The following is a 25,019-nucleotide window of genomic DNA, read 5'->3' as shown; positions in this document are numbered from 1 at the left end:
AACCATGTCCGGCTTGTTTTTGACGTGCGATTGCCACATTCCTTTTCAACTACAATCTATCCATGAATTCGATGTTATAAATAGCTACGCTTCTCAGGCCATGATCCTTGCATCTTCCTAAGTGAGACGATCTGTCCCGTATGGTATGCATCATGCGTAATCAGACTCAGGACTGCCTGAGAGGACTTCAGCAGTTCTTCATCAGGCATCTGTTCGAATTTCACTCTTAATGCCGAATGAACGTCATGCAACGCATCCCTCACCTGCCCCCACTCCTCTTCACTCGTATCCCTTATGTGAAATGTCTCATCGTTGTTGTCCAATTCCTCAAATGGCACCTGATCTAATCGGGCAAGCAACCGCTGTTTATAATACAAAAGATGCTGGACATTCTCCCAGATCGAATTCGCGGCCAAGCCTTCCGGCTTCCATAGGGCCTGTTCTGAAGTAACGTCCTGAAGGGCATGAGATGTGGGTGGATACCAATCTTCTTTCTCCATTGCATAATCCCAATTGAGCAACAGCACTTCTCGTATACTCACCTTGAATCGCCTCCTCATATGTATGTAACCACCTTATTGTATTTAGATAGTTACATTAGTGCTAACTTAACACACTCCATTAACGTATTCAAGTAACTAGTAAAACAATATTTAGATTGTTACAATAATATCGATGGAGAAAGGATGAACGCATGATATGGGATGATTTCCTAAATAGTGAATGGCATGACTGGAGAGGCACGGGAAAGTACGAGGACCGATTACTGAACCCCGATCACCTGCATAGCTTTATGAATCAATATCATTTCCAGGTCAAGTTACCGCTGAATTCCGAAGAGATTCACGAATTACAACAGCTTCGCTCCTTTCTGAGGGAGTTCGTACAATATATCGTCGCTGGCGGACGCACGTTCGGCGAGAGAATCGAGGAATTGAACCACTGGATGTCCGCAGGACCCGTCTTACGTGAACTGCACAAGAACGAAGATGGAGGCTATACGCTGAATTACAGCACCGTGCATCCCGGATTAACTGGAGTTGTCGCGGATATCGCCGCTTCCTTTGCCAAGACCCTCTCGGAAGGTGAATTCGCCCGCATGCGGATCTGCGCCAACCCGGACTGTCTGTGGATCTATTATGACGATACACGCAACCGTTCAAAGCGGTACTGTGATGATAAAATGTGTGGCAACCTCATGAAGGTCCGGCGTTTCCGTGCCAAAAAGAAGAATCTGTCCTCCGATCGTCATTAAAAAACGCCGCATGGCCCAAGATGGGCTTTGCGGCGTTTCATTTCTCTCCATTACTGATCTTTCGGCTTCCTCATGGTCAGTCCAACACGGCCTTTCTTCAAATCCACATTCAGCACCCACACCGTCACATTGTCTCCGACCGATACGACATCCATCGGGTGCTTCACAAATCCGTCGCTGAGCTGGGAAATATGGACGAGGCCATCACTCTTGATGCCGATATCAACAAAAGCACCAAAGTCGATCACGTTGCGTACCGTTCCTTGAAGCTCCATTCCTGCCATCAAATCCTCGATCTTGAGTACATCTTGACGGAAGATCGGCAATGGCAGTTCTTCACGAGGATCGCGCCCTGGACGCAACAGGCTGTCGAGAATATCGCGTAAGGTTGGCACGCCGACATCCAGCCTCACTGCAAGATGCTCGGGCTGCTGGGTGTCCAGTAATTCCGCCAGTTCCTTGCTGCCAAGCTTATCAAGGCCGATCTCCAACTCCTGGAACAATCGGTCGACAACCGGATAGGACTCCGGATGGATTGGCGTCCGATCGAGGACATTCTCCCCTTCGGAAATCCGCATGAAACCCACGCATTGTTCGAACGTCTTTGCACCGAGACGAGGAACCTTCTGCAGTTGCTTGCGGCTGGCGAACTTCCCATTCTCTTCCCGGTACTTGACGATGTTCTTGGCAATCGTAGCGTTAATGCCTGCCACGTAAGAGAGCAGTGATGGCGAAGCCGTATTAACGTCCACCCCGACATGGTTCACGGCCGATTCCACAACAGCCTTCAGACTTCCTTCCAGGTTCTTCTGGGTAACGTCGTGCTGATATTGACCGACACCGATCGATTTCGGATCGATCTTCACCAGTTCGGCAAGCGGATCCTGTACGCGCCGGGCAATAGACGCTGCGCTGCGTTCAGCCACATCCAGGTCCGGAAATTCATCCTGAGCCAACTTGGAGGCCGAGTACACACTTGCTCCCGCCTCATTCACAATCAGATAAGCGAGCTCTGGATCGGCGATCGTCGCGATCACATCCTCAGCAATAAACTGCTCTGTCTCACGCGACGCTGTGCCATTACCGATGACAATCAATTGGATTCCATACTTGCTGATCATGCCCTTAATGATCGATGCCGCCTCTTGCCTCTTGTTGTTCGGCGGTGTTGGATAGGTCACCGCAACTTCGAGCAGCTTCCCGGTATCATCAACCACCGCCAGCTTACAGCCGGTACGATATGCCGGGTCAACCCCAAGCACCGAGCGCCCTTTCACCGGCGGCTGCAGCAGCAAGCTGCGCAGATTCCCGGCAAAGATGGAGATCGCCTGATTCTCCCCTTTTTCCGTAAGCTCACTTCGAACTTCCCGCTCAATCGACGGAGCGATCAAACGTTTATATGCATCCTCTATGACTGCAATCAAAATCTCCGATACCGAAGAAGATCCCTTCAGTACCTGCTTACCGATGTAGCCGTGGATGGATTCTGAAGGCACTTCAAGGCCTACCTTCAATATGTTCTCCCGCTCCCCGCGATTGATCGCTAATATCCGGTGCGGCGGCATTTTCTTCGCCAGCTCACGGTAGTTGTAATAATTCTCATAAACGGATTCTTCAGCGGAATCCTTCGCCTCGGAAGTCAGGATGCCATGATCCAGACTGAACTGGCGGACCCAGGCACGGACGGTTGCGTCATCCGCAATGTTCTCAGCCAGAATATCCATCGCCCCTTGCACGGCCTCTTCAGCTGAAGTTACGCCTTTCTCTTCATCCACATACCGGGCTGCCTCGACCAACACCTCGGCCTGCTTCGGCTGAGACCAAATCCATTCTGACAGCGGCTCAAGTCCTTTCTCCTTCGCGGCGCTCGCTCTCGTCTTGCGTTTCTGCTTATACGGACGATACAGATCCTCTACTTGCTGCAGCTTAGCCGCTGCAGTAATCGTGGCTCTAAGCTCATCGGTCAACTTGCCTTGCTCTTCGATAATACGAATCACTTCACGCTTGCGGACCTCCAGATTACGCAGGTAGCCCGTTCGATCCTCAATATCACGGAGTTGGTTCTCATCCAGCTCCCCAGTCATCTCCTTGCGGTAACGTGCGATAAACGGTATCGTATTGCCCTCATCCAGAAGCTCAACGGTCGTACGCACTTGTTTCTCGGATAAATGAAGCTCCTTCGCGATCTGCTTCACGATCCGTTTCGATTCTTCCTTACGAATCTGTTCCTCATTTAGGTCAACCGTTTCTATTTCAGACAAATGATATCCCTCTTTCTTCACCATAACTATAAAGCTATTATCCCAAATCTGCGCCAGCATTTCCACCTTATGGCCTGATGGCGGTTGCTTTAGGAGATATTTATACCATTTTCATCTTATTTTAAGATTTGATCGTTACAATGAGTCTATCTGTAATTGGGAGGTACTATGACATGAATGACAAGAACCACTGGGTATTATCCCTGCTTTGCCTGCTGTTCATCGCCGCTGCCGTTACAACCGCATATATTCTAATCCCAACCAGCGCTTAATATAACGAAAAGAACCCCAAGGGCTAACCCCGAGGTTCTTTGCTACCATACCATGTTCTATGTCGTAAACGCACGCTTGAATCCATTCCTAATTCTAGAAATCGATCAAGCCCAGACTAATTTGCAGGGAATCATCCACCTTACGCATCATTTCATCATCAAGATGGGTGATTTTGTCGGTTAGCCGCTGTTTGTCAATCGTCCGAATCTGCTCCAGTAGAATAACGGAATCCCGGTCGAACCCGTGCGACGCCGCATCAATTTCGACGTGAGTCGGCAGCTTGGCTTTTTGAATTTGTGCCGTAATGGCCGCAACAATGACAGTCGGACTAAATCGGTTGCCGATGTCGTTCTGGATCACAAGCACGGGTCTAACACCGCCCTGCTCCGAACCGACAACAGGCGATAAGTCCGCAAAAAATACGTCGCCCCGTTTAACAATCACTGTCTACACCCCGCTTACTAAGCGGTCTAGAGTGTTGTCTGCATCTTCCTCCGCATGGAACGCCTCAGAAGCCATCGTTAGGTTAATCTTGGCCATTTCCATGTAGCCTCGCTGCATCGATTCGCGAATGTAACGCTTCTTCCGTTCATTCAGATACAGCTTCATGGCCTGCCTAATAAGCTCACTTCGGTTGGAGTTTTCCAGTTGAGCGATCCCGTCCACTTCCTGCAAAAGATGATCCGGTAAACTGATCATAATTCGTTTGGTGTTCTGCATATTGGCCACCTTCTTACACCCCCACAACCTTCTCGCCCTGTGCACCAGTATTGCATTATTCAAGGAAATTTATACAAAAGAATATATATGCCGAAGGTATATCAAGTATGCTGCATATCATTATAAACTACAATCGACACTTTCGTACAGACTTGCCTGCATATACATATTTCGAGGATGTCCGCACGTATTCCTTCTTCCCTGTGAAAAAATACTTAGGTCCTGATGCCTGTTCAAGACTAATCCAACAGCGGGTTTATCGTGATCACAGGTATATCAGAACGGATATACCGACGTGGCACGCGATGGGCAATCATACAGACGACCTCGTAAGGGATCGTCCCAAGCTTGGCGGCCAGCTCGTCTGCCGTAATGCTATCGTCAGACTGCCGACCGATGAGAACAACCTCTTCACCAGCTTTAATTTGTTCCGCCTCCTCGGCGAAAGTTTTGAGCGATACCATACATTGGTCCATACAGATATTACCGACAACAGGAACGCGACGGCCGCGTATCAGCACTTCCACCTTACCGCTAAGCATACGGGAGAAACCATCGGCATAACCGATCGGTAACGTTCCAATCCGTTCCTCCTGACTCGTCACGTACTTCGAGCCGTAGCTGATGCCAGATAACGGTGGGAGATTTTTGACGTAGACCAGCTTGGTCTTTAACGTCATGACAGGGCGCAGCTTAACGGTCTCTTGATTCACCTCATCCGACGGATACAGTCCGTACAAGCTAATGCCGATACGAACCATATTGTAGGATAATTCCGGTGTGTCAATCGCTGTCGCACTATTGCCCGTATGTATGATCGGGATATGGAATCCCTTATCCCGAAGCGCGTCTGCCACGCTCTGAAAGCGCCGGTACTGTTCCAATGTATAGTCTTTGTTGAATTCATCCGCTCTAGCAAAATGGGTAAACATGCCTTCAACAACAACCTGCTGCAGCGAGAACGCTTCTTCAATAAATGCGAGAGCGGACTTCCCAGGAAGCAGGCCCAAGCGACCCATGCCGCTGTCAATCTTGATGTGTACCTTGAGCGGTTTCTCCGGCATTACCGGCAGCATTTTTATCGCTTGGAGCACTTCCGTACTAAACAGTGTCAGGGTTACATCATACTTATACGCGGTTTCTATACCCTCTGGCGGAGTATAACCAAGCACCAAAATCGGGCAAGTTATGCCGCCTTGACGAAGCTCAATCGCCTCATCGAGAAAGGCCACGCTTAAGTAATCCGCACCCCATTGCTGCAGCGCGCGTGCCACCTCCACAGCTCCATGACCATATGCATTAGCCTTCACGCAAGCAAGAAGCTTCATGTGATCCGGCAATGCCTCACGGAATCCGTTATAGTTCGCACGCAGATCATCCAAGTTGATTTCCGCAAGGGTAGGTCGATATATCGCTTGCAATTCCAGTCACCTCTTACCATTACTAAGAAAACATTTGAGTATGCAATAGACTAATGGTAATGTTCCCAGGGGCCGCTGTCAATGAAGACAACTTTCCAATGAATAGAATAGCGGATACACCGACATTTCGTCATCCCGTTGAAGTCCTTGTCCTCCCTGCACGCCTCGGATGAAAGAAGCTGCTTCACCCACCTTGATTTGGAAAAAGAGGCGAATGGCCACATTGTCGGAATCTTGCCCCTCCAATGCTTGGTATCCGCCTTCACCGTATTATTTACCCGATTGTCCTTGCATGGAAGCAGCGATTTTGACCATTTCCTCTTGCGGCAGATTGGCACTCGTAATTCTGAACTCTACGCCTTCATCATTCCAGGTCAATGTTTTCTGCTGATCGCCCGTCAAGAGTCCCACTGTGGTGAAGTCGATGTAGACCGCTTCGCCTGGAACGAGGGAGACTGCGCGATCGGCTGGTCTGGATTCCATAATCGTATATTGATACAAGCCATCATATTTCAGAATGACCGCATGGTCCTTACTCTCAGCAATCTCCATCGTATCCTTCTCGATTACGCCGACCGGTGAATATTCCGGATAAATGATACCGAAAGATCCCATATCACCGCCTGCCGCTACTTCCGTTAATCCATCAGTAATTCCGTCAGTACCATCTTGATTAGAAGCCACCGGCATCCCTTGACCATCTACTTCCGCAAGTGTGCCTTGGGCCTCATTCATTGCGCTTAAATTTTTATTCGTATCAAAGGACTCTTTCGTCAGATTCGTATCGAAGGTGAAGGTGTTAAATTTCACTTCAACGACCACGTTGGCTTCGGAGTCCGATACTTGCACTTGCTTCGGTGAATAATTGTCTTTATCCAGCCAAATCTTCTGACGAATCAGGGCATGACTGTGGTAGTCAGCGGCAACATCAAATACATAACTCTCTTTGTCTTCGGCAAATTGGCGCGTGTTGTCTTTCAAGATGCTGCCAAGCAGCGTCTGGTAAAGGTAAACTTGCCCTTGATTATCCGGCCAGTCCGACTTGAAACGGAAACTCTTGTTCAGACTCGGTGTCAGGACGAATACACCTTCATCATTGCGGAGCACGATCTGTGTAATATCCTTCTGACCATTCGTTAGACTGATCCGATAATAGGATGGCGACTGGTACCATACCTCAACTTGATACTCCTGGGGCGCCTCACCGGTATGTATGGTCATGACGCCCGCTCCCTGGTAAGCCCCTTTAGCACTTTCCAGTTTATCTGCCACCTTGTTCAGGTCCTTCACAACGCTGTCCGCATTTTTCTTCCCGCATCCCGCCAGTATCACTGTTACGCATAATACTACAGCGAGCAGCACCCAAGAAATCCGGCGCATGTCATCATCCCCTTCAACACATGTTTTGACTTGATTGATACATGTCTATGAGGGACTTGGTCACATTATGCAGACTAGCCTGACAAGCACGTCTGGAAATGAATTATGCCTTTAAAAACACAAATGGATGAATTCCGAATCACCGGACTTCATCCACCGATTATGCTAAGTAGCCGAATGCAAAGCTACTTCTTTCTCTATCTTCACTTCACCCGTATATGACGAGAACCACTCCTCAGTGGCCTCTTCCGGTGACGGGAGCGAACGCGTAACGGAGTCGATCATCCAGAACAAGCCAACACCGAGTACAGTAGCACCACAGGCAGCAATAACCGTTGCGCCAGTGAAGACGACCCCCAGAATACCTCCGATCAAGCTGCCAAGCGGCATTGCAATTCCGCTGATCCCATTAGCCGCAGCCAGCACCGTGCCTAACCTCTTCTGGGGTATGGCCTTCTGAATGACAGAAATGATAATGACGTTCGTAACCCCTCCTGGGAACCAAGCTAATCCATAAACAAGAACGACAAGCCACGTCCATGGAGTAAACACGCTGAGGCCCCAAGCCGTGCCGGATAAAATAAATGCACCGATGAAGAGATGCCCAAGCGGCAACCGTTCCAATTTTAAATAAGGTGTCAACAGAGCGCCAAGTAAGCTGCCGCAAGCTGAAGCCATAAGCAGCATCCCGTATACGCTCGCGCCGCCCAGACTGTCCGCGAATGCAGGCATGACCGTGAACGTCGCTCCACCTGCCGCGTTAATAACAATGATACCGATTTGAATGCGAGCCAGTGGTGTCGCAAACATATAACGCATGCCTTCTTTAATGTCAGCACCATATTTTTTCATGGAAGCCTGCATATTTTTTGATCTGAAGATTGGTTTTTTAGATGTCTTTTTTTCGTTGTTATCCGAATTTTTATTTTGATTATGACTGATCTTCAGCTGAGCGAACAGGAGCGCTCCAATAAAGAAACCAGCCGAGTTCCATAAGTACAGTGATACGGCCCCGAGAACAACAATCAACACGCCGGATATGGCATTGCAAGCAACATCGATTCCTTGATTGGCAAGGGAGAACAACGAATTACCCTGTGTTAACTGCCTCTTCTCTACGATACGCGGAAGCGCGGTCATCTGTGCCGGGTATACCCACATATTCAATGTGGTGAGGATTGGCGTAATCGTGAGCACCAGTCCCACCGACAGAAAGCCGAAATAATGGGAGATGGGTACGATTAAGAGCATAATTGCCTGAATCAGTTGCGTGTTGACCAGTAGTCCTTTTAACGGTACGCGGTCGATCATCGGTCCAGACAGAATCTGAATGATTCGCGGCAGGATCGACAAGAAACCCGCAATCCCGGTATACAGCGTAGATCCCCCAAGATCGTATACGAGCCACATCGCAGCAACCGCATACAGGCTATCCCCTACGTTGGTTAAAATGCGGCCGATGAACAGCAGCAGAAAGTTGCGATTTTTCATAATTTCCATAATGATATCTCTCCCATTGTTTGAATATTGATTGATGCTGAGGGGGCAAGCCCCCCTCCTATTTTTTCTCCGCCGCTTCGGTTGATACGATGTTCAGGCCGACGGCGTACTCTTTCTTGCCCTTGGATTTGGAAGCAATCGACTTCATAACCCACTTCTCCAGCAAATCCCGAAATTCTACCGCCATGTCATCCCGCTCTTGATCGGACAATTGCATTCTCAAACTGGTCTGGTTCTTGAAATCGGACTCGAAATTGTCAGCCAGTACAGGGTCAATCTGCTGCTCGCCCCGTGTGGTGAACCACTTGGATTTCGATTTATAGTACTTCTCCACGATGCCGCCAACCGGCTTCGTATCCACGAGTTCGATTAAGCCGCCCTCATACAGCTTCTGAATGTGATAATGTACACTGCCTGGCGAATCCCCGAGTTCATCGGCTACCTGTTTCGATGTCTTGGCCGTTTCTATTATGGTTCCGATAATCTTCACTCGCTGAGCACTGCCCAGTAGCTTCGCTTGCTCCACCGAAATTTCGAACATGGGTTCTTTTGAATTCATGAATGCCACTCCATTTCATTTATTTAGTTTGATCTGTAATATTAATTCAATCTGTATTATTTGTTCGATCTATTTTTTTAGATCATCTTGGATTTATAATAAACCACCTATTACCATTTGTAAATAGGTGGTCTGATTTTTTCGAAAATATTATTTTAAATACTTGATCATATGGTGGTAACGCTGATGATTAATCGTAATATCTTTATCTGTGACATACCCTCTTCTGATATATAAGGCATGCGCACGTTCATTGTCAGTTACGACGGCCAGCGCGATACGATCATAACCCTGGCTACCGCCTGCTTCTCCGCATGGTCGATCAGCGCCGAACCGATTCCCTGCCCTCCGAACGTGGAGGATACAGAAAGCGTATCGATATAGTATTCATCCAGATCAGCCTCCTGATCCAGTCCTGTGAAGGCATGATCCATGCCACGCAGGCGATCGACGATCGGACGATCCAGTTCTTCAGCCTGATCGCCTCCGTAAGTCACGATTAACCCGGCTACCTCGTTGTCTATCTCCTTTACCGTAAACTGTCGATGTCCCAGTCGGCCTTCATCTGCTCGGAAATACAGCTCCAGCCCGGCCAGTACCTTGTCCTTGGTAGTCTCGCCGGTCAGTTTATAGGCTACATCATGCAGCGCATCATACAGCAATTGTGCTGCTTCTGCTGCGTCATCCGGTTTTGCGGCTCTAATTGTCATATGTCATACCTCCGATGATTTAGTTCAATGGAGCTCTTGATCCCAAGCTTCCACCTCGTAGCATAATACCATATTCTGATTAGTCGTAAACGAACGATGAATAATGTCGCTGCCATCACCCAGTCTTTCATGCAAACCGAACCCGCGCGATATTCTAAACGTAAACGTTAATCCGTGCGGAATCATCGCCGTTCCGCTATATGAGCCATCCTCCTTATAAGTTACCTCGATGCCTGCATATATGGTCGGGTATGGCGGTGTGTCGTTCGGTACCTTAACATGCACCGTAACTTGCACAAGCTCCGGCACTTCCTCAACGACAGTCATTTCCTTCGACGCGCTCACGCCTGCTTCCGTATAATGAACGACCGTGCTTCCCCAAGCGAGTCCTTTTATTCTTCCATCCGGCAGGACGGCAAGCACTTCGGGATGATCTACATGAAAGACACCAGGTAACCCCGTACGCACAAAACCGCTGGTATAGGTTACTACCGGGTTCATCCATTTATCCGGCCCTTTCTGGCCAATCGTATGCTCTCCCACCAAACGGATAGAGGCCGGCTGGCCAATCTCACCAAAGAAAAAAAGCAGCGGCGAATGTACTCGGTGCGCCCAATCCAACTGACTGTGCCCTGCTCCTGGATCGAGCAGCAGCATAAGATCCTGACCAAGGACGAAGCCATCCGCGACAAGAAACTTCGCTTCCTCGCGCGCATACCGTTCCATGAAGAGGCCTTCAGCTCCCCCCATATCGAGCCATATCCGCAAGCCTTCGGGATGGGTATGGTATCTCTGATAAAATGGGTGCTCATGAAGTCTTCCGTCCACATCGAATTCGTTATGATAGAAAAACGGTGACATCACCGCGATCATACCGAACACATCCGGACGGCGAAACCCGATATTATAAGTTACGATTCCGCCAGCGGAAGATCCCATCATTGCTGTATGCTGTGACCCGGTTCTTGTCCGGTAATGCTTATTAATATAGGGGATCACCTCATCAATAATGAAATTCTCGTAATGCTCACCGGCAAATGGCCCCTGAAACGATTCGTGCATGAGCGGATTGTCATGAAAATATTCATTCAGACGTTGGTGTGGAACGGTGGAGATCCCAACGATGATGATTTCTTTGATCTTTCCTTCTGAGGCAAGTCGATCCGCAGATTGATGCATCTCCCATGATCCGCCCGTCTCATCCGAGGCAAAGACATGCTGCCCATCATGCATATATAATACATCATAATAATGATCCGTATTCGTATAGTAGCTAGGTGGCAGATAGACATATATGCTGCGTGAATTACCAAGAATCCGAGAAGCGAAATCCTTAATTTCGACAAGTCTTGAGCATGTATTATCCATAATTGAAACCCTCCTGAATATGCGTGAATAGCCGCTTAACCGCAAAAAAGGCACAACCCGATTACTCAGGTTGTACCTCTTGTAGGTAAGCATTGCCTTATTCACATTATAAAACGCTATAACGTTTATTTCAATCATTGGATGGTCTATCAGAAGGATCTTTCGGCACATAATTGAATATTTCTCCGCTAACAAAAGTATCGATTAATCGCTCCAGCCATCCGTAGTATGCAACAGCCTCACGCATCTTGGCCTGGTCCTCGCGCATGACAGCCACCAGCACCTCATCGTCAGCCAACTCCTTGGTCAGCTTCTCCGTCTCATCAAGCGCCTTACGAAGCACGGTAATGTTGCTCTCCACCGATTTGCGCCATTTGATATCAAAAAAATCCACAAAACTCTGGTACCAATCATACTCCACTTCATATAAGTCTTTACGCGAACCTTTCTCCCATACCTTGTTCACCATTTTATAATCGAGCAGCGTTCGAACGCCTGTACTCATACTGGTCTTACTCATCTTCATTTCAAGGCCCATCTCATCAAGATTCATCGGTTTATCTGCAAAATACAGCAATCCATACAAATGCCCTGTTGAAAGCGGAATACCATACAGATCCATATTCCGTCCTATATTCTCGATAACCCGCTTACGAATCTTCTGCACGGCTGCTTGCCGTTCATCATCCAAATCGTACAAGCCCATGCTTGCAGCCTCCTTTAATTTGCTGCCCTACTAAGCCATATCCAGCGCTTACAATACTCCTGATGGACAGCCATTGTGAATCAGTCACACATTCTCTTGTCTATTGTAGGGAAAGCTATTTTAAAAGTAAAGAAAACCACATTCGAGCATTTAGGCGTTATCCGGAGGATATGCAAGGATAACTCTGTACAGTTTTTACTGTACGTTCTATACGTACGGATATATCGTTTGAAACTAAATGTTCCCCTTGTTAGAATGGGTGGCATGGGTTTACGAGACGATCGCGGTGAACAAAGTCAAATAAATACGTCTCTATTGTAGAAAAGGAGGAGTACCACTTGGCTATTTTGCAAGTAAATAAAGTCAGCAAATTGTTCGGGGCTAATCCGGAGCAAGGGATTCAATTGCTCGAACAAGGCTGGAGCAAGACACGGATCGCAAAAGAAAAAAACATAACGGTCGGCGTTAACCGTGTCAGCTTTGACATTCAAGAGGGCGAAATCTTCGTCATTATGGGCTTGTCAGGCAGCGGTAAGTCCACCTTGGTGCGTTTGCTAAATCGGTTGATTGAGCCAACATCAGGTGAAATATTGATCCACGGCAAGGATTTAAGAAAGATGAATAAGGAACAACTTCGGAATGTACGGCGCAAGAGCATCAGTATGGTATTCCAAAAATTCGCGTTATTCCCGCACCGCACCGTACTTAATAACGTGGAGTACGGTCTGGAGATTCAGAAGACGGATAAAGCCAAACGCAAGGATGCGGCTATGACTGCCCTTGAGCTTGTCGGGCTGAAGGGCTGGGAAGATAAGATGCCTGATGAGCTTAGCGGGGGGATGCAACAACGGGTCGGGCTTGCCCGAGCGTTGGCGAACGATCCCGAAATCCTGCTGATGGACGAAGCATTCAGTGCACTCGATCCACTCATACGCAGGGATATGCAGGACGAATTAATCGAACTGCAAGACAAGATGAAGAAGACGATCGTCTTCATCACTCACGATTTGGACGAAGCGCTCCGAATTGGTGATCGCATCGCTTTGATGAAGGATGGCTCTATCGTCCAGATTGGTACGCCAGAAGAAATTTTGACCCAGCCGGCTAACGATTACGTAGAGCGATTCGTAGAGGATGTGGATCTTTCGAAGGTGCTCACTGCATCTCGGGTGATGCGACGCCCGGAAGCCATCACACTCGATCGTGGCCCTCGTGTAGCGCTCGAATTAATGCGCGAGCGGGGAATCTCGAATCTGTTCGTCATAGACCGCTCCAAGAAGCTGCTCGGCGTCATTACAGCCGAAGATGCATCGGATGCACTCAAGAACAATCGCAAGCTGGAGGAAATTCTTATCACGGATGGACCTAGAGTCGGTCCGGATACATTGCTTAACGAGTTGTTCGAAATCACCAGCTTGTCGAAGGTTCCTCTGGCTGTCGTTGATGACGGAGGCCGATTGCTCGGCGTCATCGTCCGTGGTGCCGTCTTGGGCGCACTAGCTGGAGAGAGCAAGCAAGAGGAGGTGACTCCAAATGCCTAAGATCCCTCTCGCACGCTGGATCGATGCCTTAGTGGAATGGTGGGTGATGTATTCTCAGGTTTCTTCGACATGATCTCCTCTCTCATTCAGGGCGTGGTCCAATTGTTCACAGATCTGTTCATGCTTCCGCATCCGTATCTGTTCATCGTCATACTCGCAGTCATTGCTTATCTACTTGGCAAACTGCCGCTAACGCTGTTTACCGCAATTGGTTTTCTGTTGATCGATAATCTGGGTTACTGGTCGCACACGATGAGCACCCTTAGCCTCGTGATCACGGCTGCGCTGATCTCCGTTCTGCTCGGTGTGCCGCTCGGCATATGGGCAGCTTACAGCAAGACGGCGTCCCGCATCATCATTCCGATTCTTGACTTCATGCAGACGATGCCAGCATTTGTATACTTGCTGCCAGCCGTCACCTTCTTTAGCCTAGCGTCGTACCCGGGGTTATCGCTTCCGTTATATTCGCGATTCCGCCAACGATTCGCCTGACCCGCTTAGATCATGCAAGTATCCGGCGAATTGACGGAGGCCGCGGATGCGTTCGGCTCCACCTCAGGCCAGAAGCTGTTCAAAGTTCAGCTTCCGCTGGCTATGCCAACCCTTATGGCTGGTATCAACCAGACTATCATGTTGTCATTGTCCATGGTGGTTATCGCATCGATGATCGGTGCTCAAGGGATTGGCGCCGAAGTATATCGAGCCGTTACCCAATTGCAGATTGGTAAAGGTTTTGAAGCCGGGCTAGCCGTTGTCATTCTGGCGATTGTGCTTGACCGCTTTACACAAAATATTTTTAAATCCAAAAAAAGGAGTGTTTAATTGTGAAGACAAAGAAAATGTGGTTGATGTTAAGTTTAGTTGCGATCCTCGTTCTCTCCGCTTGCGGACAGAGCGGCGGCGATGGTACTGAAGGAACACCAGATAATGGCTCCGAGAACGGCGGAGCTACTTCCTCGATCGGTGAGCAGGTAAAACATGAAATTATCGGCATTGATCCTGGCGCGGGTATTATGAAAGCCACTGCTGCAGCCATCGAAGAATATGAATTGACGGACTGGACACTCATTGAAGGTTCCGGTGCCGCTATGACGGCAACATTGGACAAAGCCATCAAGAACGAAGAGCCGATCATCATTACCGGCTGGACTCCACACTGGATGTTTGCCAAGTATGATCTGAAGTATCTAGACGATCCGAAGAATGTGTTCGGAGAAGCGGAAGAAATTCATACCGTGGTGCGTCTTGGATTGCAAGAAGATCATCCGGAAGCTTATCAATTCCTGAGCAACTTCAAATGGACCGATGCAGACATGGGTGAGATTATGACTGCGATTCAAGAAGGCGAAGATCCGGAAGCAGCTGCCAAAGCTTGCAGATAACAACACTGCGAAAGTAGATGAGTGGATCGAAGGCGTGCAACCGGTTGACGGTAAGAACTTCAAGTTCAGTTACGTTGCCTGGGATTCCGAAATCGCAAGCACCAATCTGCTGAAAGTGATTATGGAAGAGAAGCTTGGATTCAAAGTTGATGCACTGCAGGTAGAAGCCGGACCGATGTGGACCGGTGTTGCCAACGGTGACGTGGATGCTACGGTTGCTGCATGGCTGCCGCTGACACACGCAGACTACTGGGATAAATTCAAGGATCAAGTTGAAGATCTCGGAGCTAACATGGAAGGCGTCAAGACTGGCCTGGTCGTGCCTGCTTATGTAGAAGCTACCTCTATCGAAGATCTGAAGTAAACCATTGTAATTATAACGAGGCTGCTCCATTAAGTAAGTCTTAGTTTACTGAATGTACAGCTCCTCGAATCGGTTCGTATGTACAATAAAGCCATAGCGGTGTTCAGGATATGGGGGTCAGACCCACGTTATTCCCACACCGTTATGGCTTTTAATGATCTTTGGCCGCTCTGTCTGCGTGACGTAAAAGGATGCGAATGTGCAGGAATTTTCATCGGAATTGGTCTCTTGAACAGAAAAGGATGCGGATGTGCAGCTTTTTTTTATTAATTCGTCCGATTAGCCCTGATTTGAGTTAAAAGCCTGCACATCTGCAGGTTTTTGTTACATTTCGCGTCTTCGGCCCACTCATTCCTGCATTATTGTCGGAATTATAAATGGTATGAGAACAAGACCACCGGCTGAATGGATGCCGGTGGTCTTGCTTGTGGCAGAGGTTACCTTGTATTCTCTATTCCCTTGTCGTTACCGTAACGGGAGAATACTCTGCAATGACTGTCTGACCGTGAACCGATACGCTCCCTTGTGGAGTCAAATCCTTCTCGGTCATGATGCCGAGGGCGATCGTGAACTTGTTGAATTTGATCGGGATGTTCTTCTCCCGGCGGATCTCTTCGCCGTTCACGTAGAACACAGCCTCATCCTCAGCGCGGTTGTAGGTGATTTTGTACGTATTGAATTCCAAAGGTGTGAAGTGGGTATCTTCCTCTTTAAAGATGCAGAAGTAACGCGTCTTATCCGATTCGGGAACCTCAACGCCCGGGAATGGAAGTACCGCGTATACGCTCGCATACTTATCGTTGGATGCAAAGAAATCAAGGGCACCCCCCGTACTGAAATCCAGCAGGTTCAGGGAAACGTAACCGTCATACAAATCGCCTGGCGTCGTACCTTGCGTACGTGCACGGATCTGAAGCTCGAATTCCACTTCGCCGGATTCCGGTACAACGACTTCTTCATGGGAGTAATACATATGCTTGGCGTTATCCAGAATTTGCACGTGATGGTTCTGACGGCTAAGTGGTGTCCGCACATACAGAATATCGTTTCGTACAATGACAACCGCGTTCGGCTCGCGGTATTCCCAGAACGAACCGTCCGGTAACGCAAAGCCGCCAATTTTCCAAACCTTGTCCTCAGATAATATCGAATGAAAGTCTCCAAATACACGTTGTTGTTCCATTACATTCCCTTCTTTCTTACAGAGTCTGAATGATTCCCTCGATGATCAAGCTCAAGATTAACACGCCGCCACAGCGCATCGTTGTCATGGTGGAAGCCCCCATCAGCGGCAGATAGGCTTTGGATGGATTGCTATCCTTCAATCTTCCGTATACCAAATACAATGGAATAAATGTAAGCAGTGCAATCAATGCGTACGGCGGCAAGGCACCGGTCACAACACACGCAATTAACGATATCGCTGCCAACAGCAGCAGGATGCGTGAGAAATTGAGCGCTCTCTTCTCGCCCCAAACCACGACAAGCGTCTTCTTCCCTGCTTGGCGGTCTGCCTGCCAATGCAAGAAATGATGATTAAACAGAATCAAGGTCGTTAAGAGACCGATAGGCAGGGAGAGCAGCAGTGCCCGAACGTCAATCAGTGAGGTCTGCACGTAGTATGCACCCATGACAGGCAAAATACCAAAGGATAACAATATCGCAATTTCGCTATAACCCTTACCCCGATAACCGAACCGAATCGGAGGCGCTACATAAAAATATGCAATTAATCCGCCCAGTCCACCGTAGACGAATGCCCACCAGCCGCTGATCAGACTAAGGATAATCCCGCATGCTGCGGCGATGCCGAACAATGTCCACGTGACCGCAGCAAATTTACGAATCGTCCAGGTTCCTTTAGTCAGAAATCCGGAATTGGTTGATATCGCATCCACATCCGCCTGTGCCTCTGAATCGGTACCGTTCTTGTAATCCCACAGGTCATTCACCATGTTGGAGAACAAGTGCGCAGCCCCGCTGCCGATCAAGGTTAGGATCAAGAGCCCTAGGTGAAAGCGACCTGTCCATACAAATGCACCGAGTGCGCCCAGCGCAACCGGAATGAGCATGACCGGAATCACCTGAATGCGGGAAGCTTTCTTAAATTGTGCAACGGCATTCAATCGCTTATGCCCCTTTCTATCTACAATTACAGAATAGAACGCCTGCAAGAAGCTTGCAGACGCTGAGTATATTGTGAAACTTCGTACATATTACACTCTATTAGAATAGCATATTTGCCTTGCTTTGTAATCCGGTTGCTAGAAGTTGGTTATCCGTTTATACGTCCAAGATTAGGCACATCGGCATGATCATTTGTGTTAATATGGCTTAGGATAACGAGCGTCAAGGAGGTATGCCGTATGTATAAAGTGATGAAGGGGCTTAGCGTGGTGTCGGTCATCGCTGGAGTGCTGGGTGCTGTTATTTTTATTTTGTTTATCGGCTCTTGGCTCATGCTTTCGCCTGGCTTATTGGCGGGGCTATTACGGGGATTACGCTATACACTTTAGGGGAGATCAACGAGATTGCTTGGGAGAATAACGCCTTGCTCCGCGAGGTCCTTCATCGACTGCCAGAGTCTCAAGGTGAGCGAAAGCCTCCGCTTGGCAACTCCAAGGCCAATCTCAGCGCCTTGAATAACTACAAGATGAACGTAAAGGACCAGCGATAATCCCGGAGGGACTGGGATGCTGCTCAGCATCGATCCTGGATTCCGGCTCCCAACTACAAAAGAGCTTCCGATAAGTTCATGAACTTATCAGAAGCCCTTTTCGTTTTTTACAAGAATACCAACAGCAGTATACCAACTACAAAGCAATAATAAGCGAAATACTTCAGATTGCCTCGTGCCATAATATTCATGAACCATCTCATCGCAAAATACGTGCAGATCATGGTGGTAATAAACGCAATGATATAAGGCATGAGCAGTGTCGATATATGCGGATCCGAAGCAATGTCCGACACACCCAGTACCATCCCCCCAAGGCTGATCGGGATGTACAACATGAACGAGAACCGCAGGGCGGTATCCTGCTTCATCCCAAGCGCAATCGATGTAATGACCGTGGAACCCGAACGGCTGATGCCTGGAATCAAGCAACCGCTTGAGCCAGACCAACGACAAGGGCATCCTTGAATGACAGATCATTATCCTGTTTGCGTCCGCGCAAATTCCGAATGAGCCACAGTGCAACCCCTGTAAACAACAAGGCGATGCCTACCGTGCGTACGGATGAGAAGATCGACTCGATCTGGTCTTTAAAGAGCAGGCCGATGATCACCGCCGGAATCGTTCCGACCACGATATAGACGATAAACATGAAATCGGACTTATACTCCGCCTCACGCGTCTTCAGAAACTTCAAGCCGTTAACAATTAACCGCTGCAAATCTTTGCGGAAAATAAATACGATCGCAATCAAGGATGCCGTATTCGTCAAAATCTCGAATGACAGACCATTTTGCTCCATCCCCATCAATCGCTGCGCCACAATCAAATGACCGCTGGAGGAAACCGGAATCGGCTCGGTCACGCCCTGAATCATACCAAGAAACAAATACTTTAACCACAGAATGATATCTTCCATAAATCACAAACGCTCCTAATCTCTTTGTAACTAATTTTGATTCTACTAGTCAAACACTAGTCTATCATAGCTTAAAGAGCAATCAAGAATCAAACCAAACATCGATCTTCTCACTCCAGAAACTCAGTTAATGGAACCTGTGCAGAATCTGTCTTTAGCACCTCCATAAAGTTATCATCGTAGGTTTCGATCTCAAGCTCGAGCTGAGTATCCATTATCTTCATATCGGAAATATGCTGTTTATCTTTCACTTGATACTTCTCTTCTATGCTGTTATCCGCCAATGAATATACAAGCAATTGCCGCAGTGAAGGGATCGTCCCATGCTGATTCATGACTCCAATCAAAATATGCTGATCGTCAAGCCACAACAATCGGCAGGTGTCTTACCCGAAGAAAATTCGCTGGTTGTTGCAATCTTCCCTGTCGTACGCTTGGTATGATCATATAGCCATACTTCACCCGGCATCTCAAATTCAAAAGGAGCTATGTACGTCAAGCGCTGGCCGTCAGGTGCAATCAGCGGTTTTGATGCATAGTCATCAATGGAGCTGATGACCGTCCTCTCTCCGTCTTGAATAATGATTATCTCCGGCCCTTCCCCGGCATAGATAACATTCTCCCCAAAGGAAAGGGCAGTTGTACTTGTCCCAGGCTCCGGACTTGGAGAATCCGCTTGCTGGCTAGAACAAGCTGTGATGAGCATCCCGACAAGAAAGATGAACAGGACTGCGAGCGCCACTCGATGTCGCATCATACATTCGCCACCTATCTCATGGTTTAATAAGCTTTCAATACTATATAACGATAGCCTACTTGGAAAAGTAACGAGAGGATGCCAAAATAATGTCTATTCTGCAACGTCTACAAAAAGATAACGTAACGATTACATTCTTCGCCAAAACTCGGCGACTCCTATGCAGCTCTATACGCGAATCTATCGGTGGTTTATTTTCCCTTATGGAACAGCCATTTTGTATCCGGCTCCACCAACCATTGAAAAAGGTGTCGTATCCCATTTGACGATAATAGTATGGTGACAATAAAGACAATTGGCAATAACCACCAAAGATCCCACACAGACGCAAATGTATACTGAAACTCGAAAGAGTATAGAGCTTTGAGAATAAATCCATGCAGGATAAAGACGTACAACGTGTTCTGACCGAAATCGGAGATGAGCGGGATCCTCACGGATGGAATCAGAGCTAATACACACACACTCACGATAAGCGTAAAGCCATACGTGGCCAAGCGGGACAAGCCAGCGTAAATCCCGGTTAATTCAAAATCGACATACGGCAGTACGCCATAAAACCATGTGATGGGCAGAACATCAGCCAGTTTCCATAGTACCACCACACTCAGCGGCAATAACAACATCGCGGCAACACGTGAGCTGCTGTGCATGAGGTTATTCACCCACTCCCGCTTAAAGTAATAGCCCATTAGGAAGAACGGGAAAAAGTACAGCGTACGGGACAGACCAGCAAAGTAACTGATATCAGCCGAATATCCGGCCAGTATAGCCACGATGAGACAGACCAGGATCGGATATCTGATTTTGACCACATATGGCAGAAACACCTTCCACAGCACGCAACTGAAGAGAAACCATAAAATCCAGTTGGGATAAAAATAAGTGAACGCCAGCTTCTCGCCGCTCAGCACATAATAATCAAATAAAGCGTACAACGACTGGAAGATAAGATAAGGGATGACCAACCCTTGCAGGATCTTCAATGTATATCGATCATCTTCAATGCGCTTCGAGAAATAGCCGGTTACAAACACAAACAGCGGCATATGAAACGAATAGATGAAGTTATACAGTACAGCGATCGGAGTCAACTCAACCAACGGCTCAATGAAATGGCCGCCTACCACCAGCACGATGAGCACAAACTTCAAATTGTCAAAATAAGCATCTCGCATCGGCAGGACCTCCCTCATTCCTCGTGCATGAGTTGATTAGTCTTTCCACTCTCTTAAGCAAGTTACCCAATTTGGCTAAAATTAAATACCCTTATATTACTAGTGATGAAAAAAGCACCCTCCAGTGTTTATTGAACGGGCGAAGGACTCATATATGGTGAACTAGTTCTTCGCCTTAATCTACGAATCTACTTCTATCTGTCTATATCCATCCACCACCCTCTGAATAGAATAGAACTAAAACCTTAGGAGGTGGTATTCATGTTTCAGTTAAATGGAATTGTTGGCGGAAAGAGCTCTATTGAGGTAAGTCCAGGAAAAACCATTCAGTTGCAGCAAATTGTAATCAATGTGAAGAACGGAAAGAAACTTATTCTAAAAGACATTAATTTTCTATTTAACAACGACGCCTTTGCAATTAAGGTAGAGGCGCTGCCTTCTCCAGGCGTGTTCGTAGCAAGAGGAGGCGCTGGAGATTTACATCCCAATAAAGTTCTATTCAACAACAATACGGGATCAGCCGTCTTGATCTTCTTAGTCATAAGTGCAGTGAATACAGCGAGGAACAGACGATCACTAAGCCGCTCCGACAGTTGGCACCTCAATCTCTGGCGCCAATAGTATGCCATTGTCGATGTGCTCTCATTAACTTGAGCATCCATTCTTAAATATCAAAGAAGAAGCAGCCCTAATGCTGCTTCTTCTTGGTTTAAAACGACTATTCTTTATGAGTCTTCTAATCAATGAAGCCAGACTCTTTCAGCAGCCTCTGCACGATGACGGTTGCTTCCGCACGTGTAATGAATGCCTTAGGCGCCAGTGTCTTCTCATTGCGCCCAGTTACGATGCCGGCCTGCAGATTGTCCGCAATCGCGCGTCTCGCCCATAACCCAGCCTCGCCAGCATCAGCGAATGGCCGCAATAACTCTGCTGCGGGTTGTGCAGGCAGTTGATCATGAAGTCCAGTCCATTTCATCGCAGCCGCGAGAATCGACATCGCCTGCTCCCGAGTCAACTTATCTTGTGGGCGGAAGCTGCCGTCTTCAAAGCCTGCGATCAGATGATACGCTTGCGCGGTCTGGATCGCGTCGCTGTACCATGCCGTGGGGTTCACGTCAGAATAGGAGAATCCCTTATCATTATGATTCGGGCCTAATCCTAGACCTCGTACAAGTATCGCAGCAAACTCTGCACGGGTCACCTCTTGTTCGGGATGGAACCGACCATGACTATCACCATGCACGATAAGCCGGGCACCCAAATCATTTGCTGCTGTCTTTGCCCATTGTGCATGGACATCCTTGAAGTTGAGCGAGTGAGAGATTAAGGCATAGGTGCTGTTCGTGATACTGTTAACGACGGCATAAGATTGCCCGTTTATCATCACAATCCGGGTGGGCACATGTCGAACGGTTCCATCATGGTTCAAGACAACGGCAGTGGCCACCTGATTCGGTGATGTTCCTTCCGGCAGCTTGATCAATCGCTCAACATACTGATTAAACCAGACAACCTCCCGTTGATCGTCTCCGTATATGGCCTGGAACGTAAAATCTAAAGGCGTACCGAGGAGGTTGAAACTCTCCATCGACTCAGCATCTCTCGCAAGCTTGAGCGTTCCTTCTGAAGGCAACCCCATTCCTATACGAAACGTAAGGTCATTCTGGATCACGGGCTCCCCTAGCCCAGCTATTATAGAAGCTACATCTATCGCTTGAATGGGCAATCGGTAGATACCCTGAGCGATTTGAAGCTCTATCACCGATTGCTTCCGGACCAAATATTCCAATTGAGTTCCGCTAAGCTCCACATATACGTCGTCGGTGTCCTTGCTCACGCTGACTGAAACAACGCTCCCCGCTTCCGTAGCTTCAAGCTGCTCTTCCAGCTTGGATTGATCCAGATAGATAACCATCGTCGTTCTGTCTTCTTCTGATGACTCCACTACCGACATGGTTCCTTGGTTCGCCACTTTTCCAGCTATCTGTACTTCAATTCCTGTCAGCGGTGGCTTCGGCTTGCTCGGTGTTGGTGTTGGCTCCGGTATTGGTGACGGCGTTGGCGTTACACCTCCGCCGTCACTTGACGGCACCCTTGGGGTTATCGGATTCGAAGGCATCGACTCCGCACCTTTACCTCCAGCGTTGATCGCCTTCACGGTAAAGGTGTAGGTTGTACCGTTGGTTAATCCCGAAAACGTGATCGGGCTTGCCGTCCCTGTAGCGGTCAATCCGCCAGGATCGGCGGTTACCTCGTAACTAGTAATGGTACTACCTCCGTCAAACGCCGGGGCGTCAAAGTTTATCGTCGCTTGGCGATTGCCCGCCACCGCCAAGACATTTGTAGGTGCATCCGGTAGTGTGAACGGCGTTGCACTTACGATATTGGAGGCAGGACTTTCTCCCTGGACGTTTTCTCCCTTAACCGTAAAATAATAGGTCGTCCCATTTACCAGCCCCGTAGCCGTATAATCGTACACTGAACCGACTACCGTACCTACTTCTGTTCCGCTCACAGAAGGCTTATGCTTTGATAGATATTATAACTCGTAGCATCGTCTACTGGACTCCAAGTCAAGCTAACTTGCTCGTCACCAGCAATAGCAGGCTGCAAATGAGGGGCACCCGGTATAGGTGTAGAATTGCTAATATCTATCGTCAAAGGCAACTGAGGTCCTGTACTAAAATCAAATGTCAATACGCTCTGTCCGATTGATAAGGTAGCCAAATATTCCTTTGTAATCGTGACCATGTTGCCCACTCGCAGATAATCGCTTCCTTCAATTAATGTTGTGGATCCGTTCAGAATACCGGATAGGACATGGTCGTTTGCCTCCAGGGTCACAGTAATATCCCGATAATGTATTCCTGCCTCATTTCTATCGAAGGATTCAATTTGAGGTGTAATTGATGGTGCACTTCTAGGCCATCCGCCGAGATAGTCTCCATCCGGATCAAATTTTTGAATGCGAGGGTTATTGGCTTCCGTTACATAGACATTACCATCCCTATCAATGGCTATACTATTAGGGAACTGACCACTTCCATTACCAGCGCTCCCCCATTGACTTATATAGTTTCCATTCAAATCGAACTTTTGGACTCGATTATTTTGAGCATCGGGCACATAGACATAGCCGCTATTGTCTATAGCAATATCAAAAGGATACATAAATTGACCATTTCCGACTCCTTGGCTGCCCCATTGACTGATATAGGTCCCATCTGCATCAAATTTTTGGACTCTATGGTTTTCACTTTCGGTTATATAAACAATTCCACTATCATCTATCGCAACTCCATAGGGGCGATTAAATTCACCATCTCCATTGCCATAGCCTCCCCATTTGCCCAAAAATTGACCATTCAAATCAAATTTTTGGACTCTATGGTTATCCCGATCCGTAACATAGGCTATATCTGTGTTGCGGTCAATTTCAATATTTGCTGGATTTCTAAACTCCCCATCATTAGCGCCCCGCCTTCCCCACTCGGTGAGGTAAGTCCCGTCCGCATCAAACTTTTGGATTCGGTGATTCTCCCTATCCACGACATAGACATTGGCATTGCTGTCTATGGCAACTCCACTAGGATAATTAAACTGACCATTTCCACTTCCCAATCCACCCCACTGGGTTAGGAGGTTTCCATGAGAGTCCAATTTAACAATTTGATGATTACCGTAATTCGCAATATACATATTACCATCATCATCTATCTCTATAGCGACGGGACGATCAATCAAGGTTTGATTCTGATAGATAGAAGGGTTAAATTCGTCCCCTCCGCTTGCCCTTACAATCGGATACGCGTTCAGCAGCAATGCCATGATAAGCATCGTACTAAACATCATTCTCATGAATTGACTCCTACTTTTCATCATAAAATTCGATACCAGTCCTTTCAATTACTTTCATCATAAATCAAATAATTGGACAATATATCCAACTATAGTTGTATTGCACAAAAAAACCTATCATTTGATCAGATAAATGATAGATCAAATGATAGGAGATTGTATCCAACTAAAGTTGTAGAACGTATGGAAT

General features: G+C 47.7%; 24 protein-coding genes and 2 pseudogenes. 6 read left to right on the top strand and 20 right to left on the bottom strand.

Features of this window, described 5'->3' with window-relative positions:
• Window positions 1-74 precede the first annotated feature (74 nt).
• On the bottom strand, window positions 75-542 hold the full coding sequence (locus tag JCM10914_RS15395; protein WP_023962519.1) for a DinB family protein: 468 nt from the start codon (window positions 540-542) through the stop codon (window positions 75-77).
• Between the two features lie 152 nt (window positions 543-694).
• Here JCM10914_RS15395 and JCM10914_RS15390 point away from each other — a divergent pair, with 152 nt between their 5' ends.
• Window positions 695-1,255: a CGNR zinc finger domain-containing protein gene (locus JCM10914_RS15390; protein WP_023962517.1), complete on the top strand. Its 561-nt coding sequence runs from the start codon at window positions 695-697 to the stop codon at window positions 1,253-1,255.
• A gap of 50 nt (window positions 1,256-1,305) precedes the next feature.
• On the opposite strand, the gene JCM10914_RS15385 is transcribed toward JCM10914_RS15390, so the two are convergent.
• From JCM10914_RS15385 to JCM10914_RS15340, 11 genes are all read right to left on the bottom strand, one after another.
• Window positions 1,306-3,540 (bottom strand): Tex family protein, encoded by a 2,235-nt coding sequence (locus tag JCM10914_RS15385; protein ID WP_370570258.1) that lies wholly within the window; start codon window positions 3,538-3,540, stop codon window positions 1,306-1,308.
• A 342-nt stretch (window positions 3,541-3,882) separates the two neighbouring features.
• A complete protein-coding gene (locus JCM10914_RS15380; protein WP_023962512.1) occupies window positions 3,883-4,233 on the bottom strand; it encodes a type II toxin-antitoxin system PemK/MazF family toxin in 351 nt (116 codons plus the stop codon).
• A gap of 3 nt (window positions 4,234-4,236) precedes the next feature.
• Window positions 4,237-4,518, bottom strand: coding sequence for a CopG family ribbon-helix-helix protein (locus JCM10914_RS15375; RefSeq protein WP_028406492.1), 282 nt, complete (start codon window positions 4,516-4,518; stop codon window positions 4,237-4,239).
• 230 nt (window positions 4,519-4,748) lie between these two features.
• On the bottom strand, window positions 4,749-5,930 hold the full coding sequence (gene alr / locus JCM10914_RS15370) for an alanine racemase (RefSeq protein ID WP_023962510.1): 1,182 nt from the start codon (window positions 5,928-5,930) through the stop codon (window positions 4,749-4,751).
• Between the two features lie 78 nt (window positions 5,931-6,008).
• Window positions 6,009-6,176, bottom strand: a complete 168-nt coding sequence (locus tag JCM10914_RS28920; RefSeq protein ID WP_023962509.1) for a hypothetical protein — start codon at window positions 6,174-6,176, stop codon at window positions 6,009-6,011.
• A gap of 24 nt (window positions 6,177-6,200) precedes the next feature.
• A complete protein-coding gene (locus JCM10914_RS15365) occupies window positions 6,201-7,310 on the bottom strand; it encodes an outer membrane lipoprotein-sorting protein (RefSeq protein ID WP_023962507.1) in 1,110 nt (369 codons plus the stop codon).
• 165 nt (window positions 7,311-7,475) lie between these two features.
• The gene (locus tag JCM10914_RS15360) at window positions 7,476-8,810 is read right to left on the bottom strand and encodes an MFS transporter (RefSeq protein WP_023962505.1); all 1,335 of its coding nucleotides are present in this window, start codon (window positions 8,808-8,810) and stop codon (window positions 7,476-7,478) included.
• 58 nt (window positions 8,811-8,868) lie between these two features.
• Complete coding sequence (locus JCM10914_RS15355) at window positions 8,869-9,369, bottom strand: winged helix-turn-helix domain-containing protein (protein WP_023962503.1); 501 nt, start codon at window positions 9,367-9,369, stop codon at window positions 8,869-8,871.
• A 260-nt stretch (window positions 9,370-9,629) separates the two neighbouring features.
• Window positions 9,630-10,079 carry a GNAT family N-acetyltransferase gene (locus JCM10914_RS15350; protein ID WP_023962500.1) on the bottom strand — a complete coding sequence of 150 codons (450 nt, stop codon included), beginning with the start codon at window positions 10,077-10,079 and terminating at the stop codon, window positions 9,630-9,632.
• A gap of 24 nt (window positions 10,080-10,103) precedes the next feature.
• Window positions 10,104-11,447, bottom strand: a complete 1,344-nt coding sequence (locus tag JCM10914_RS15345; RefSeq protein WP_023962498.1) for an alpha/beta hydrolase — start codon at window positions 11,445-11,447, stop codon at window positions 10,104-10,106.
• A gap of 130 nt (window positions 11,448-11,577) precedes the next feature.
• Window positions 11,578-12,153 carry a GbsR/MarR family transcriptional regulator gene (locus tag JCM10914_RS15340; RefSeq protein ID WP_023962496.1) on the bottom strand — a complete coding sequence of 192 codons (576 nt, stop codon included), beginning with the start codon at window positions 12,151-12,153 and terminating at the stop codon, window positions 11,578-11,580.
• 338 nt (window positions 12,154-12,491) lie between these two features.
• On the opposite strand from JCM10914_RS15340, the gene JCM10914_RS15335 reads away from it, so the two are divergent.
• Window positions 12,492-13,694 (top strand): glycine betaine/L-proline ABC transporter ATP-binding protein, encoded by a 1,203-nt coding sequence (locus JCM10914_RS15335; protein ID WP_023962494.1) that lies wholly within the window; start codon window positions 12,492-12,494, stop codon window positions 13,692-13,694.
• A pseudogene (locus JCM10914_RS30455) lies at window positions 13,687-15,440 on the top strand (glycine betaine ABC transporter substrate-binding protein). Before JCM10914_RS15335 ends, JCM10914_RS30455 begins: the two are co-directional and overlap by 8 nt.
• Window positions 15,441-15,891: 451 nt before the next feature.
• Here the strand turns inward: JCM10914_RS30455 and JCM10914_RS15320 are convergent.
• The gene (locus tag JCM10914_RS15320; protein ID WP_023962485.1) at window positions 15,892-16,623 is read right to left on the bottom strand and encodes a DUF6081 family protein; all 732 of its coding nucleotides are present in this window, start codon (window positions 16,621-16,623) and stop codon (window positions 15,892-15,894) included.
• Window positions 16,624-16,639: 16 nt separating this feature from the next.
• On the bottom strand, window positions 16,640-17,566 hold the full coding sequence (locus JCM10914_RS15315) for a prenyltransferase (RefSeq protein ID WP_023962483.1): 927 nt from the start codon (window positions 17,564-17,566) through the stop codon (window positions 16,640-16,642).
• Between the two features lie 240 nt (window positions 17,567-17,806).
• On the opposite strand from JCM10914_RS15315, the gene JCM10914_RS30450 reads away from it, so the two are divergent.
• Window positions 17,807-17,956 carry a hypothetical protein gene (locus JCM10914_RS30450; RefSeq protein WP_231638664.1) on the top strand — a complete coding sequence of 50 codons (150 nt, stop codon included), beginning with the start codon at window positions 17,807-17,809 and terminating at the stop codon, window positions 17,954-17,956.
• Between the two features lie 35 nt (window positions 17,957-17,991).
• Entirely contained in the window at window positions 17,992-18,117 is a 126-nt protein-coding gene (locus JCM10914_RS31415; RefSeq protein ID WP_269433894.1) for a hypothetical protein, read from the top strand.
• 107 nt (window positions 18,118-18,224) lie between these two features.
• Here JCM10914_RS31415 and JCM10914_RS15305 read toward each other — a convergent pair.
• From JCM10914_RS15305 to JCM10914_RS15290, 4 genes and pseudogenes are all read right to left on the bottom strand, one after another.
• A pseudogene (locus JCM10914_RS15305) lies at window positions 18,225-19,036 on the bottom strand (undecaprenyl-diphosphate phosphatase).
• Window positions 19,037-19,146: 110 nt separating this feature from the next.
• Entirely contained in the window at window positions 19,147-19,371 is a 225-nt protein-coding gene (locus JCM10914_RS15300; RefSeq protein ID WP_023962477.1) for a hypothetical protein, read from the bottom strand.
• 8 nt (window positions 19,372-19,379) lie between these two features.
• Window positions 19,380-19,793, bottom strand: coding sequence for a hypothetical protein (locus JCM10914_RS15295; protein WP_023962476.1), 414 nt, complete (start codon window positions 19,791-19,793; stop codon window positions 19,380-19,382).
• Between the two features lie 191 nt (window positions 19,794-19,984).
• On the bottom strand, window positions 19,985-20,971 hold the full coding sequence (locus tag JCM10914_RS15290) for an acyltransferase family protein (protein ID WP_023962475.1): 987 nt from the start codon (window positions 20,969-20,971) through the stop codon (window positions 19,985-19,987).
• 261 nt (window positions 20,972-21,232) lie between these two features.
• Between JCM10914_RS15290 and JCM10914_RS15285 the strand changes: the two genes are divergently transcribed.
• Window positions 21,233-21,592: a hypothetical protein gene (locus JCM10914_RS15285; protein ID WP_023962474.1), complete on the top strand. Its 360-nt coding sequence runs from the start codon at window positions 21,233-21,235 to the stop codon at window positions 21,590-21,592.
• 115 nt (window positions 21,593-21,707) lie between these two features.
• Here JCM10914_RS15285 and JCM10914_RS15280 read toward each other — a convergent pair whose 3' ends face one another.
• Window positions 21,708-23,486 (bottom strand): S-layer homology domain-containing protein, encoded by a 1,779-nt coding sequence (locus JCM10914_RS15280; RefSeq protein ID WP_023962473.1) that lies wholly within the window; start codon window positions 23,484-23,486, stop codon window positions 21,708-21,710.
• Window positions 23,483-24,829 carry a 6-bladed beta-propeller gene (locus JCM10914_RS15275; RefSeq protein WP_023962472.1) on the bottom strand — a complete coding sequence of 449 codons (1,347 nt, stop codon included), beginning with the start codon at window positions 24,827-24,829 and terminating at the stop codon, window positions 23,483-23,485. The genes JCM10914_RS15280 and JCM10914_RS15275 overlap by 4 nt, the downstream gene beginning before the upstream one ends.
• Window positions 24,830-25,019 lie beyond the last annotated feature (190 nt).

Origin of the sequence: Paenibacillus sp. JCM 10914, from assembly GCF_001315105.1 — a bacterium.
Taxonomy (GTDB): domain Bacteria; phylum Bacillota; class Bacilli; order Paenibacillales; family Paenibacillaceae; genus Paenibacillus_AQ.
The sequence above is the reverse complement of the archived record's forward strand: the minus strand, read 5'-3'. Positions and strand labels throughout refer to the sequence as shown.

Bases quoted from the DNA above. Each gene is read 5' to 3' on its own strand.
- JCM10914_RS15390 (WP_023962517.1), top strand. From the start codon at position 695: ATGATATGGGATGATTTCCTAAATAGTGAATGGCATGACTGGAGAGGC.
- JCM10914_RS15385 (WP_370570258.1), bottom strand. From the start codon at position 3,540: ATGGTGAAGAAAGAGGGATATCATTTGTCTGAAATAGAAACGGTTGAC.
- JCM10914_RS15365 (WP_023962507.1), bottom strand. From the start codon at position 7,310: ATGCGCCGGATTTCTTGGGTGCTGCTCGCTGTAGTATTATGCGTAACA.
- JCM10914_RS15360 (WP_023962505.1), bottom strand. From the start codon at position 8,810: ATGGAAATTATGAAAAATCGCAACTTTCTGCTGCTGTTCATCGGCCGC.
- JCM10914_RS15355 (WP_023962503.1), bottom strand. From the start codon at position 9,369: ATGAATTCAAAAGAACCCATGTTCGAAATTTCGGTGGAGCAAGCGAAG.
- JCM10914_RS15350 (WP_023962500.1), bottom strand. From the start codon at position 10,079: ATGACAATTAGAGCCGCAAAACCGGATGACGCAGCAGAAGCAGCACAA.
- JCM10914_RS15345 (WP_023962498.1), bottom strand. From the start codon at position 11,447: ATGGATAATACATGCTCAAGACTTGTCGAAATTAAGGATTTCGCTTCT.
- JCM10914_RS15340 (WP_023962496.1), bottom strand. From the start codon at position 12,153: ATGGGCTTGTACGATTTGGATGATGAACGGCAAGCAGCCGTGCAGAAG.
- JCM10914_RS15320 (WP_023962485.1), bottom strand. From the start codon at position 16,623: ATGGAACAACAACGTGTATTTGGAGACTTTCATTCGATATTATCTGAG.
- JCM10914_RS30450 (WP_231638664.1), top strand. From the start codon at position 17,807: ATGTATAAAGTGATGAAGGGGCTTAGCGTGGTGTCGGTCATCGCTGGA.
- JCM10914_RS15300 (WP_023962477.1), bottom strand. From the start codon at position 19,371: ATGAATCAGCATGGGACGATCCCTTCACTGCGGCAATTGCTTGTATAT.
- JCM10914_RS15295 (WP_023962476.1), bottom strand. From the start codon at position 19,793: ATGATGCGACATCGAGTGGCGCTCGCAGTCCTGTTCATCTTTCTTGTC.
- JCM10914_RS15290 (WP_023962475.1), bottom strand. From the start codon at position 20,971: ATGCGAGATGCTTATTTTGACAATTTGAAGTTTGTGCTCATCGTGCTG.
- JCM10914_RS15285 (WP_023962474.1), top strand. From the start codon at position 21,233: ATGTTTCAGTTAAATGGAATTGTTGGCGGAAAGAGCTCTATTGAGGTA.
- JCM10914_RS15275 (WP_023962472.1), bottom strand. From the start codon at position 24,829: ATGAGAATGATGTTTAGTACGATGCTTATCATGGCATTGCTGCTGAAC.